13 protein-coding genes and 1 riboswitch are annotated in these 11,718 nt (G+C 71.6%); of the genes, 7 read left to right on the top strand and 6 right to left on the bottom strand.

All coding sequences use genetic code 11. The features are described from left to right. The first annotated feature begins 5 nt into the window (after window positions 1-5). The 3 genes from ddaH to ACIP4X_RS13790 all read left to right on the top strand — a co-directional run bounded on the left by ddaH (window position 6) and on the right by ACIP4X_RS13790 (window position 2,513). Window positions 6-824, top strand: coding sequence for a dimethylargininase (gene ddaH, locus ACIP4X_RS13780; protein ID WP_401348324.1), 819 nt, complete (start codon window positions 6-8; stop codon window positions 822-824). Further along, a complete protein-coding gene (gene rocD, locus ACIP4X_RS13785) occupies window positions 824-2,044 on the top strand; it encodes an ornithine--oxo-acid transaminase (RefSeq protein WP_358731607.1) in 1,221 nt (406 codons plus the stop codon). Before ddaH ends, rocD begins: the two co-directional genes overlap by 1 nt. Before the next feature lie 157 nt (window positions 2,045-2,201). Continuing rightward, window positions 2,202-2,513 carry a hypothetical protein gene (locus ACIP4X_RS13790; protein ID WP_391454878.1) on the top strand — a complete coding sequence of 104 codons (312 nt, stop codon included), beginning with the start codon at window positions 2,202-2,204 and terminating at the stop codon, window positions 2,511-2,513. An 81-nt stretch (window positions 2,514-2,594) separates the two neighbouring features. On the opposite strand, the gene ACIP4X_RS13795 is transcribed toward ACIP4X_RS13790, so the two are convergent. From ACIP4X_RS13795 to ACIP4X_RS13805, 3 genes are all read right to left on the bottom strand, one after another. Beyond that, window positions 2,595-3,218 carry a DedA family protein gene (locus ACIP4X_RS13795; protein WP_358736427.1) on the bottom strand — a complete coding sequence of 208 codons (624 nt, stop codon included), beginning with the start codon at window positions 3,216-3,218 and terminating at the stop codon, window positions 2,595-2,597. A gap of 107 nt (window positions 3,219-3,325) precedes the next feature. Beyond that, window positions 3,326-3,826 carry a hypothetical protein gene (locus ACIP4X_RS13800; RefSeq protein ID WP_401348329.1) on the bottom strand — a complete coding sequence of 167 codons (501 nt, stop codon included), beginning with the start codon at window positions 3,824-3,826 and terminating at the stop codon, window positions 3,326-3,328. Window positions 3,827-3,904: 78 nt separating this feature from the next. After that, a complete protein-coding gene (locus ACIP4X_RS13805) occupies window positions 3,905-4,555 on the bottom strand; it encodes a GntR family transcriptional regulator (RefSeq protein ID WP_358736430.1) in 651 nt (216 codons plus the stop codon). Window positions 4,556-4,756: 201 nt separating this feature from the next. Between ACIP4X_RS13805 and ACIP4X_RS13810 the strand changes: the two genes are divergently transcribed. Next, entirely contained in the window at window positions 4,757-5,479 is a 723-nt protein-coding gene (locus tag ACIP4X_RS13810; protein ID WP_391454881.1) for a 1-acyl-sn-glycerol-3-phosphate acyltransferase, read from the top strand. Window positions 5,480-5,563: 84 nt separating this feature from the next. Here ACIP4X_RS13810 and ACIP4X_RS13815 read toward each other — a convergent pair whose 3' ends face one another. Continuing rightward, window positions 5,564-7,153 (bottom strand): alpha/beta fold hydrolase, encoded by a 1,590-nt coding sequence (locus ACIP4X_RS13815; protein ID WP_391454882.1) that lies wholly within the window; start codon window positions 7,151-7,153, stop codon window positions 5,564-5,566. A 714-nt stretch (window positions 7,154-7,867) separates the two neighbouring features. Further along, a riboswitch (cyclic di-AMP (ydaO/yuaA leader) is annotated at window positions 7,868-8,081 on the top strand. A gap of 3 nt (window positions 8,082-8,084) precedes the next feature. Between ACIP4X_RS13815 and ACIP4X_RS13820 the strand changes: the two genes are divergently transcribed. After that, window positions 8,085-8,558: a C40 family peptidase gene (locus tag ACIP4X_RS13820; protein WP_358736435.1), complete on the top strand. Its 474-nt coding sequence runs from the start codon at window positions 8,085-8,087 to the stop codon at window positions 8,556-8,558. 53 nt (window positions 8,559-8,611) lie between these two features. Here the strand turns inward: ACIP4X_RS13820 and ACIP4X_RS13825 are convergent, their stop codons facing one another. Beyond that, window positions 8,612-9,067, bottom strand: coding sequence for an ATP-binding protein (locus ACIP4X_RS13825; RefSeq protein WP_358736437.1), 456 nt, complete (start codon window positions 9,065-9,067; stop codon window positions 8,612-8,614). 227 nt (window positions 9,068-9,294) lie between these two features. Between ACIP4X_RS13825 and ACIP4X_RS13830 the strand changes: the two genes are divergently transcribed. Both ACIP4X_RS13830 and ACIP4X_RS13835 read left to right on the top strand, forming a co-directional pair. Beyond that, entirely contained in the window at window positions 9,295-10,179 is an 885-nt protein-coding gene (locus ACIP4X_RS13830; protein WP_358736439.1) for a helix-turn-helix transcriptional regulator, read from the top strand. A 9-nt stretch (window positions 10,180-10,188) separates the two neighbouring features. After that, window positions 10,189-10,419, top strand: a complete 231-nt coding sequence (locus tag ACIP4X_RS13835) for a DUF397 domain-containing protein (protein WP_358736441.1) — start codon at window positions 10,189-10,191, stop codon at window positions 10,417-10,419. Window positions 10,420-10,472: 53 nt separating this feature from the next. On the opposite strand, the gene ACIP4X_RS13840 is transcribed toward ACIP4X_RS13835, so the two are convergent. Further along, complete coding sequence (locus ACIP4X_RS13840) at window positions 10,473-11,600, bottom strand: 8-amino-7-oxononanoate synthase (RefSeq protein ID WP_401348335.1); 1,128 nt, start codon at window positions 11,598-11,600, stop codon at window positions 10,473-10,475. Window positions 11,601-11,718 lie beyond the last annotated feature (118 nt).

Below are 11,718 nucleotides of genomic sequence, written 5' to 3' on the forward strand. Positions count from 1 at the left end.
CCTCTGTGCCCGAATCCCGTGTGCCGCGCCGGCGGCGCTTCCTCGTCTGCGAACCCAGACACTTCGCCGTGCAGTACGCGATCAATCCCTGGATGCATCCCGACGTCCCCGTGGACGTGCCCCTGGCCCAGGAGCAGTGGCACGAGCTGACACGCGTCTACCGCGCCCACGGCCACACCGTCGACACCGTGGAGCCCGTGCCCGGACTGCCCGACATGGTCTTCGCCGCCAACGCGGCGGTGGTCGTGGACGGCCGGGCCTTCGGCTCCCTGTTCCGCGCGCCCGAGCGCCGTCCGGAGTCCCTTCCCTACGACACGTGGTTCAAGTCGGCCGGCTTCGACGTCTACCGCCCCGAGTCGGTGTGCGAGGGCGAGGGCGACTTCGTCCCGGCCGGCCGCTGGATCCTCGCCGGCACCGGCTTCCGCACCACCCGTGAGGCCCATCGCGAGGCGCAGGAGTTCCTCGGCGCCCCGGTGATCGGCCTGACCCTGGTGGACCCGTACTTCTACCACCTGGACACGGCGCTGTTCGTCCTCGACGACGAGGGCGACGGGAACATCGCCTACTACCCGGACGCGTTCTCGCCGGGCAGCCGCGAGGTGCTCGCCAGGCTGTACCCGGACGCGCTGATCGCCACCCGCGAGGACGCCATGGCCTTCGGCCTGAACTCCGTCTCGGACGGCCACCACGTCTTCATCTCGCCCGGGGCCACGGCCCTGGCCGAACAGCTCGCCGACCGCGGCTACGTCCCCGTCCCCGTCGACCTGTCCGAGTTCCACAAGGCCGGCGGCGGAATCAAGTGCTGCACCCAGGAGATCCGCTGATGACCGCACCCGCCCGTACCCGTACCTCCGCGGAGCTGATCGAGGCCGAGGAGCCGGTCCTCGCGCACAACTACCATCCGCTGCCCGTGGTCGTGGCCCGTGCCGAGGGCAGCTGGGTGGAGGACGTCGAGGGCCGCCGCTACCTCGACATGCTGGCCGGTTACTCGGCGCTGAACTTCGGTCACCGCCACCCCGTGCTGACGGAGGCGGCCCACCGCCAGCTCGACCTGCTCACCCTCACCTCGCGGGCGTTCCACAACGACCGCCTCGCCGGGTTCGCCGAGCGGCTCGCGGCGCTGACGGGGCAGGACATGGTGCTGCCGATGAACACCGGCGCCGAGGCGGTGGAGAGCGGCATCAAGGTCGCCCGCAAGTGGGCGTACGAGGTCAAGGGCGTCCCGGCCGACCGGGCGACGATCGTGGTCGCCGCGGACAACTTCCACGGCCGTACGACGACCATCGTCAGCTTCTCCACGGACGAGACGGCACGGTCGGGCTTCGGGCCGTTCACGCCGGGCTTCAAGGTCGTCCCGTACAACGATCTGGCGGCCCTGGAGGCGGCGGTCGACGAGACGACGGCGGCGGTGCTGATCGAGCCGATCCAGGGCGAGGCCGGCGTGCTCATCCCCGACGACGGCTACCTCGCCGGCGTACGGGAGCTGACCCGCCGCAAGGGCTGCCTGTTCATCGCGGACGAGATCCAGTCGGGCCTCGGCCGCACCGGGCGCACGCTCGCCGTCGACCACGAGGATGTCGTTCCGGACCTCGTGCTGCTGGGCAAGGCGCTCGGCGGCGGCATCGTGCCGGTGTCCGCGGTCGTCGGGTCCCGGGAGGTGCTCGGGGTGCTGCGGCCGGGTGAGCACGGGTCGACGTTCGGCGGCAACCCGCTGGCCGCGGCGGTCGGCACGGCGGTCGTCGAACTCCTGGAGACGGGCGAGTACCAGCTCCGGGCGGCCGAGCTGGGCAAGGTGCTGCACGAGGGGCTCGCCGAGCTGGTCGGCCGTGGTGTCGTCGGCTTCCGCTCGCGGGGCCTGTGGGCGGGCGTGGACGTGGACCCGGCCATCGGCACCGGGCGGGAGATCGGCGAGCGCCTGATGCGGGAGGGCGTCCTGGCCAAGGACACCCACGGCTCCACCATCCGGCTGGCGCCGCCGTTGACCATCACCGAGGAGGAACTGCGCTCGGCGCTCGCCTCCCTGGAGAAGGTGCTGGCCGCCTGACGGACACCGTCGCGGGAGCGCGCACCGCCGGGGCTCCCCGGCGGTGCGCGCTCCCGGTTCGGCTCCTCGGCACTCGAAGGGGCCGGACGGGTCGCCTGGCCGGTGGCGGGCTGGGTACCCGCCTCGATGAGTGACTCTCCGAGGACTCTTTGAGGGGATGACTCCCATGCTGCTCATCGGCCTGCTCCTCCTCGCCGCGACGGCCGCCTTCACCGGCCTGGCCATCGCCGGCAACCTCTCCGGCGGCCCGCACTACCCCGTGTCGGTGCTCGGCAACCACATCGCCACCATGAACACGCTCGAGGTCTTCAGCGCCGGCCTCGCCCTCGCCCTGCTCTTCTGCCTGGGCGCGAGCCTCATGGCGGGCGCGGCGACGCACCACCGGCACGCGCACCGGTCCGCGCACCGCTTCGGCGGCCGGCGGGACACCGGCACACTGCACGAGCCCACGGGCCGGGACGGCCACTGACACCCACGGCCGGTACGGGTGCCGGTCGTGCCCGTGGGGATCACGTGTGCCCGCGGGCAGCAAGCGCCGCGTCGGCGGCGGTCAGTCCTGGCGTCGCCTGCGCCTCAGCAGGTGCCGCGCGATCAGCGCGACGACGAGGACCGCGAGCGCGACGAGCACGTACACCTGGTAGCGGCTGATCTCGGCGTAGACCGTGTCGATGTGCGTGCCCGCCGCGTAGGCGAGGCTCACCCACAGGCCGACCCACAGCGCCGCGCCGAGCGCGTTGAAGGCGAGGAAGCGGAGCCAGTGCATGCCCGTGGTGCCCGCGATGATGCCGTTGGCCTGGCGCAGGCCCTCGATGAACCGGGCCACGACGACGATCTTGCCCCCGTGCCGGCCGAAGAACCGCTCGGCCGCCGCGAACCGTTCCGGCGTCAGGAAGATGTACCGGCCCCAGCGGTGCACGAAGGGACGTCCGCCGAGATGGCCGACGAGGTAGCCGATGTTGTCGCCGACGACGGCCGCGGCGAACGCGATCAGGGCCACGGCCACGACATCGAGCTGCCCGGCCCCCGCGTACACCCCGGCCGCGATCAGGATCGTCTCGCCCGGCGCGGGGACGCCGAAGTCCTCGACGAGGACCACGCCGCCCACGGCCCAGTACCCGTAGTGGCTGAGCAGCGGTGCCAGGTGCTCCAGCGGACCCGGAAGCGGAGGGGCCATGCCCACACCGTACGACGCCGGACGAACGCTCACCGGCAGGCACGGCAACGCGCCACCGCGCTCGTGTCGGACGGCGGCCCCGCAGACCCGCCGGTGCTGGTGCCCGGTCAGAAATCGGCGCTCCCGGCGTCGGCCACCTCCCGCATGTGCACGCCGTCGGCGCCGGGAGGTCCGCCGAGCGTCTCGAGGGTGATGTTGGTCCGTACGAGGGCCAGGTCCGTGTCGCGGGGGAGGGTGACCCCCATCCAGGTCTGGGAGAAGAGCGCGTGCAGCAGGGACAGGCCCTGTTCCCGCTCGGTCGCTCCGGCCGCGGGGGCGGCCAGGACCAGCAGTTCGGCGGGGCCCTCCAGGCGCTCGATCCGGAAGGCGACCTCCACGGCACCTCCGGAGGGGTGCCGCAACCGGGTCCGGCCGACGGCCGGGTACCCGTGCGCCGCGGAGGCGCAGGACCGCGGCCCGTCGGGGGCGTCGGCGAGCAGGTCCCCGATGGGGTGTCCCAGCAGGTTGGCCGCCGCGCGGGACCAGCGCACGACGGTCCCGGCTTCGTCGAGCACGGCGGCCGCCACGGCGCCGAGGGCAAGGGCGCCGGCGGGGTCGGACCCGTTCATCTCGCTCCTCGCCGGCGGCCCGAGCCGCCCGGCAGGCTCGGCGCCATTACGGGCGATCGGGGACAGCCCGCGCCCGCGCTACCGCGGTGGCTGCCGGCGGTGGGTCGTGGCCACGTCCCGGCTGGTGGCCAGGTGCTTCATGACCAGTTCCTCGACCCTCGGCACATCCCGGTCCGCGATCGCCTCGTAGAGCGCCTCGTGCTCCTTCGCGACGGTCATCAGGTCGTCGTGCTGAGCCAGCAGCCAGCGCATACGGCTGCGGAGCGTGGTGCCCAGCTCGTTCAGCAGCTCGTTGGCGGCCATCGCCGTCACGGTCTCGTGGAAGTCGGCCGCGGCGCGCCGGGCCTTGACGGCGTCGCCCCGGCGTGCCGCTTCGAGCTCGGCGTCGAGATCCGTTCGCAGCTTCTCCAGGCCGGCGCGGTTGCGCCGCTGGGCCGCGAGCCGGAACGTCAGCGTCTCCAGGGCGGTGCGGACCTCGTCGAGGTCGGAGATGTCGGTCGAGGTGAACTCGCGTACGACGGCCCAGGTGCGCGGGCGCGGCGTGACCAGTCCCTCCGCCACCAGTGCCTTCAGCGCCTCCCGGATCGGGAGCCTGCTCACGCCGAGTTCCGCGGCGAGTTCCCGTTCGACGAGCTTGCTGCCGGGCCGGCGGTCGCCGTCGAGGATCTGGTCGCGCAACTGCCGTGTGACGCGTTCGGACTCGGACTCATAACCCTCGGACCCTGCCATGGGCCACATTCTCGCAGGTCCGTACCACCCGTCCGCCGCATACCGGCGCGTCCGTCCGGCACCGGACCGGCGGGACAGCATGACCGCGGCCGCGGGCGGTTACAGATGACTACTGACGCACGTGGACCAAATCCGGGATCCTGCCCTTTACCTGGCACAACACCGGTCCGAGGCCGAGCTGGTCGGAGTGAGGGGCAAGCCGTGTTCTACTACCTGCTCAAATACGTTCTGCTGGGACCGCTGCTCAGGCTGGTCTTCCGGCCTCGTATCGAAGGGCTGGAGCACGTGCCGGCCTCGGGGGCGGCCATCGTCGCGGGCAACCATCTCTCCTTCTCGGACCACTTCCTGATGCCCGCGATCCTCAAACGGCGGATCACCTTCCTGGCCAAGGCCGAGTACTTCACGGGTCCCGGCATCAAGGGCAGGCTCACCGCGGCCTTCTTCCGCAGCGCGGGCCAGATCCCGGTCGACCGGTCCGGCAAGGAGGCCGGGCAGGCCGCGATCCGGGAGGGGCTCGGGGTGCTGCGCAAGGACGAGCTGCTCGGTATCTACCCGGAGGGCACCCGGTCGCACGACGGCCGCCTGTACAAGGGCAAGGTCGGCGTCGCGGTCATGGCGCTCAAGGCAGGCGTGCCGGTCGTGCCGTGCGCGATGATCGGCACCTTCGAGGCCCAGCCGCCCGGGAAGACCCTCCCTCGCCCGCACCCGATCGTGATCCGCTTCGGCAAGCCGCTGGACTTCTCCCGCTACGCGGGCATGGAGAAAGAGAAGGCGATCCTGCGCGCCGCCACCGACGAGATCATGTACGCCATCCTGACGCTGTCCGAGCAGGAGTACGTCGACCAGTACGCGGCCGTGGCCAAGGCGGAGCAGTCCGAGGGGAAGGGCGACAGGCGCAGGTTCCCGCGGGCACCGCTCGGTTGACGCCGCCGGGCACGCCCGAGACGCGCAAGGGGCGGCCGGGTGTCCCGGCCGCCCCTCGTCACCTGATGCCGATAATGCCGATCGCTACGCCTTCGGCGTGGCGTGCGGCGCGCAGGTCACGTCCGCCGAGTCGGTCTTCCCGGTGAGCAGGTAGGTGTCCACCCGCTCGTTGATGCACGGGTTGGCCAGGCCGGTGACTCCGTGGGAGCCCGCGTCCTTCTCCGTGATCAGACGGGAGCCCTTGAACCGCTTGTGCAGCTCGACGGCGCCCGCGTACGGCGTGGCGGCGTCCCGCGTGGACTGCACGATGAGCACCTCGGGCAGCCCCTTGCCGGTCTTGACGTCCACCGGGTTCTGCTGCTTGACCGGCCACGTGGCGCACGGCAGGTTCATCCACGCGTTGGCCCACGTCATGAACGGGGCGGTCTTGTGCAGCCGCGTGTTGTCCCGGTCCCACGTCTTCCAGTTGGTGGGCCACTTGGCGTCGGTGCACTCCACCGCGGTGTAGACGGCGTTGCCGTTCTCCGAGGAGATGTTGCCCGCGATGTCGGACAGGTCCGGGGCGGCCGCGTCGACCAGCGCCTGGGTGTCACCGGCGACGTACTTGCTGAACACCCTCGCCACCGGCGCCCACGACGAGTCGTAGTACGGCGCGCTCTGGAAGAAGGAGATCAGCTCGTTCGGGCCGACGACCCCGCCGATGGGGCTCTTCTTGGCGGTGGCGCGCAGCTTCAGCCACTGCTGCTGGACGGCGTCGCGGGTGGCGCCCAGGTGGTAGGTGGCGTCGTTCGCGGCGACCCAGTCCTGCCAGTCCTTCCAGCGGCCCTCGAAGGCGACGTCCTGGTTCAGGTTGGCCTGGTACCAGACGTTCTCGCGGGCCGGGTTGACGACGCTGTCGACGACCATCCGGCGCACGTGGCCCGGGAACATCGTGCCGTAGACGGCGCCGAGGTAGGTGCCGTAGGAGACGCCGAGGAAGTTGAGCTTCTGCTCGCCGAGCGCGGCGCGGATGACGTCCAGGTCGCGGACGGTGTTCGGCGTGGTCATCTGCTGGAGCATGCCGCGGCCGGTGCGCTGGAGGCAGCCCTGCGCGTACTCGCGGGCCAGCTTGCGCTGGATGCTCTTGTCGGCCTCGGAGTCCGGCACCGGGTCGAGCTTGGAGCCCTCGGCGAACTTCTGCGGGTCCGCGCAGGAGATAGGCGCCGAGTGGCCGACACCGCGCGGGTCGAAGCCGACGAAGTCGTAGGCCTTCGCCACGTTGGCCCAGATGGCGTTCTTGTTGGTGACCCGGGTCGGGAAGCGCAGGCCCGAACCGCCGGGGCCACCCGGGTTGTAGACGAGGGCGCCCTGGCGCTCCTCCTTGGAGCCGGTGTTGCCGATGCGGTCGACGGCCAGCTTGATCTGCTTGCCGTAGGGGTCGGCGTAGTCGATCGGCACCGAGACGTAACCGCACTGGATGGGCTTGGCCAGCCCCCAGTCGGCGGGGCAGTCCTGCCAGTCGATGCCGGCCTTCGCGGCACGCTCGGCGGCGATCGCCGCGCCGCGGGACTCGCGGTCCTGGCCCTGGCCGTTGTTCGCGCCCGCCGCGGGCGTCGCCACCGCGCCGGCTATCAGGGTCGCCGTGACCAGCGCACCGGCCGAACCGAGCGCCAGCACCCGGTTCCTGGGTCTCATGTCCCTCAAGGGGGACCTCCCCGTACGTCGTTGCGAATTGGGTACGGGGATCTTTGCGGCTGTGAGGTCCCTGAGAACAGGGGTCGTTGACCTTCTTTGCCAATCCGATAAGCGGCGCGGCGTGTCCCGCTGAGCGGAGCCCGGCGGCCGGCCCGCGCGGCAGGCACGGGCGGCCTGGAGCGACACCCGGCACCGTAAGCGCCAGAAGTCATGAATTATGGGGTGGTTGACCGGATCGTCCCCAATTGCCGACTCACGCGCTCCGCACCGGACCGAACCGGAGGCGACACCCACCCTGCCCTGCGCGCCGCCGGCGCCGGACGGCGAGCCGCGCACCATCCGCCTCACCACGCCGCCAAACTGCGGAAGTTGACGTCATCCACCACCAGGGGCGCGGCGGGCGCAGAAGGCGGCGCGCCACGACACGCGGCACGGAATGTCCCCGAATGACCGCCCGCCTTTCGGTGTAGGTTCAGCTCCCCTTCCGGGACCGCCACAGTTGCGCAACACGCCTCCCCGAACGGCGGAACAAGGCCTTCCGGTGCTGGTCCGGGGGTCGTCGGGTGAGGGGGCATCCGTTCGATCGCGAGGGTGTCCACCCGAACGGGCGCGTGGTGAGTAACAACACAAACACTCGCTTCCATTGGGATTTTCGGACATCCGTGGGTGAAGATCCCTGTCTGACGACAAGCCCCCGCCACAACGGCGGGGCGGTCCGGGCGGACGCCGAGTCCTGCCGCCGCCCGGATGACCGGTCGACAGGAGTGGATCGGCAGGAGTGGAGGACCCAAGCACGACGGGTCGCCGGAACGGTCACACCATGGCCGGCCCGAGCAGCCCTTGGGGTGAAGCCGCGGCAACGCGGCCGGGCAACTTCGCCAGCCCGAATCCGACAGGTCATCCTTCACAGGCGGCTGACGAAGGGTTGCGCATGACTGCGCTCAATCGTGTCCCGTCGCTGATGGCCCGGGCCGGCACGGCCTCGGCACTGACCCTGGCCGCCGTGGGCGGCTCGATCGTGGTGCCGGGCGTGGCCTCCGAGGCCTCGGCCGTGACGATGGGGACCAAGGCGCTGCAGATCGCCGCGTCCAAGAAGGGGGCGCCCTACCAGTGGGGTGCCACGGGGCCGCGGAGGTTCGACTGCTCCGGCCTCACGCTGTACTCGTTCAAGAGGGCGGGCAAGAGTCTGCCCCGCACGGCCGAGCAGCAGTACAACAGGAGCCGGCACATCTCGGCGGGCAGCCGCCGGGCCGGGGACCTGGTGTTCTTCCACTCGGGCTCGTACGTGTACCACGTCGGCATCTACGCCGGCTCGGGCAAGATCTGGCACGCCCCGAAGACCGGGGACGTGGTGAAGCTGCAGAAGATCTGGACGAAGAGCGTCTGGTACGGCCGGATCAGCTGACCCGGCCGCCGTGCGGGGCGGTGGCGGCGCCGCGGCGTCGTCACCGCACCTTCCTACGGTTCCTGGCCCGCGGCCGTCACGGGTCGGGCGGGAGCCGTCCACGGAAGTTCGATGCAGACCGTCTTGCCGCCCTCCCGGGTCGGCCGCACGGTCAGACTGCCGCCGCACTCGGCGGTGAGCCACCGGATGATCACCATGCCCCGGCCGTTGTCCTGCTGGACGGCGGCCGGCAGTCGTTTCGGGAACCGGGGGTGGCTGTCGGTGACCCCGATGCACAGCCGTTCGTCACGCACGAGGACGAGGTCCACCGTGAAGGTGGGTGACTGCCCCAGAGTGTGCTGTACGGCGTTGGTGGTGAGTTCCGAGACGATGAGCCGCACCGTCTCGGCGGTGTCCGTGGCCGGCGGAAGGCCCCACTCCGCGAGCGTGCCGGCCACATAGGCGCGGGCCACGCAGACCGAGGCGGGATCGCTCGGCAGAGTGACGGATGCTTCCAGATGGTCTGCCATGGCGACGTCGTCCCTTTCCCACGGGGCCGGAGTCCGACACTGAGCGGATGGTTCGAGTACGGTCCCGCACTGGTGCTTCGCCGTCAGACTGCCATCAGTGCTCCGCTCTCGGTGGCGATCCACCGGGATATGCATATATCTGTCGCTCGATGCGGTGAACTCTGCGACGGAAGACCGTATGTGAAGCGGGTCGCGTGGAGCGTTCAGAGGGAGCGAGGGAGTCATCCATGCAACACGGTCCCGCGGTGCGCCGCCGGAAGCTGGGCGCCGAACTGCGCGCGCTGCGCACCGGCGCGGGCCTCACCAGCGGTGAGGCGGCCCGCCTGGTCGGCTGGCACCAGTCGAAGGTCAGCCGCATCGAAACCGGCACCAGTGGGGTGAAACCGGCCGATGTGCGCTCGCTCCTGGACGCCTACGCGGTCCACGACTCCCAGCTCCGCGAGCTGCTCCTGGTCCTCGCGGGACTGGACGACGGCGACGGCCGGCACCACTGGTGGCACGCCTACCGCGGCGTGCTGCCGCCGACCTACCGGGACTTCATCAGCCTGGAGTCGCAGGCGAGCGGGATGCGCACCCTGGAGACCTCGGTCGTCCCCGGGCTGCTGCAGACGCCCGAGTACGCCCGCGCGGTCACCCGGGCCGCCGTGGACGGGCTCGACGAGGACCGGCTGGACGCGCTGGTGGAGGTGCGGCTGGCCCGCCAGGACGTGCTGCGGGCGCGACCGCCGCTGGAGCTGGACGCGGTGCTGGACGAGGCGGTGCTGCGCCGCGAGGTGGGCGGCCCCGAGATCATGCGGCGGCAGCTGGAGCGGCTGACGGAGGCGGCCCGGCTGCCCCAGGTACGGCTCCAGGTGCTGCCGTTCGCCGCCGGCGCGCACATCGGCGTCACCGGGCCTTTCGTAATCTTCTCGTTTTCGAACACCTCTGATCTGAACGTGGTGGTTCTCGACCACCTGACGAGTAGCTTCCATCTCGAGCGGAAAGAAGACCTAGAGGCCTACACGGAGGCCTTCGACACCCTGCGGATCCACGCCCTCTCGCCCGAGGACTCGTTGGACTTCATCGCCGGGATACGCCAGGACACTGACGGCGCACCACCGCGTACCGCCTGAGGAGGCACCATGTCCGCTCTGCCTCGGCACGTATCTTCCAGCACCGATCTGCACAACGTGCGCTGGCTGCGCAGCAGCTGGAGCACGGGAGCCAACAACTGCGTCGAGACGGCCCGGCCCGCCGCGGGACCGTGGTCCGGACTGCTCGCCGTGCGCGACTCCAAGGCCCCGGCCGGCCCGGCGCTGCTCTTCTCCCCCGCGAGCTGGGCCCGCTTCACGGCCGCGGCTCACCTCGTCTGACGCACCATCCGGTCACATCCGCCCACGGTGACGCGCGGCCGTGTCACGCCGACTCATGGCCGCGTCCCACCGATCACCCGTACAGCGCGTTCGATCTGCGCCCCGGAGAGGTCCGCGCGGGCGGTCAGCCTCAGCCGAGAGATGCCGTCGGGCACGGAAGGAGGACGGAAGCAGCCCACGGCGAGGCCTGACGCCCGGCAGTCGGCCGCCCATCGCACGGCCCGCTCCGGGGACGGCGCGCGCACCGAGACCACCGCGGCGTCCGGACGTACCGCCTCCAGGCCCGCGGCGGTCAGGCGTGCGTGGAGTTCGGCCGCCACCGCACGCGCGCGTGCCGCCCGCTCCGGTTCGCGGCGCAGCAGTCGCAGCGCCGCCAGGGCGGCTCCCGCGGCGGCGGGCGCGAGGCCGGTGTCGAAGATGAACGTCCGGGCCGCGTTGACGAGGTGGTCGATCACCCGCGCGGGCCCGAGGACGACTCCGCCCTGGCTGCCGAGCGACTTCGACAGCGTGGCCGTGACGACCACGTCGTCGGCGCCCGCCAGTCCGGCCGCGTGCGCGGCACCGCGGCCTCCGGCGCCCAGGACGCCCAGCCCGTGGGCGTCGTCGGCGAGGAGTCCCGCGCCGCGCTCCCGGCACACCGCGGCGAACTCGGCCAGCGGGGCCGCGTCGCCGTCGACCGAGAACACCGTGTCCGAGACGAGCACGGCCGGGCCCTCGTGCGTGCCGAGCGCCTTGCGCACGGCGTCCGGGTCGGCGTGCGCGACGACCTGTGTCGTGCCCCGGGCCAGCCGGCAGCCGTCGATGAGCGAGGCGTGGTTGCCCGCGTCGGAGACGACGAGCGAGCCGTGCGGCGCGAGCGCGGTGACCGCGGCCAGGTTCGCGGCGTATCCGGAGGAGAAGACCAGCGCCGCCTCGAAACCGCAGAAACCGGACAGTTCACGCTCCAGTTCGGCGTGCAGTTCGGTGGTGCCGGTGACGAGCCTGGAACCGGTCGAGCCGCCGCCCCAGGTGCGTGCCGCGGCCGCGGCCCCCTCGGTCACCTCCGGGTGGCGGGCGAGCCCCAGGTAGTCGTTGCCCGCGAGGTCGAGCAGCGGCGAGTCGGCGGGGCGGGGCCGCAGGGTCCTTACGAGTCCGGCCCGGCGGCGTGCGTCCGCCTGCTCGTCGATCCAGCCGAACGCCATGGTTCCTCCGGGGCATGCGCAGACAGTGCACAGACCCTAGCGGCAAGCCCGGCCGTCCCTCATGTGGCCATACCCACATGTCGATGTGTCCGTCGTTGTGCGGAGTCTCCTTGGCCGG

This window comes from Streptomyces sp. NPDC088817 (genome assembly GCF_044750345.1).
Lineage (GTDB): Bacteria > Actinomycetota > Actinomycetes > Streptomycetales > Streptomycetaceae > Streptomyces.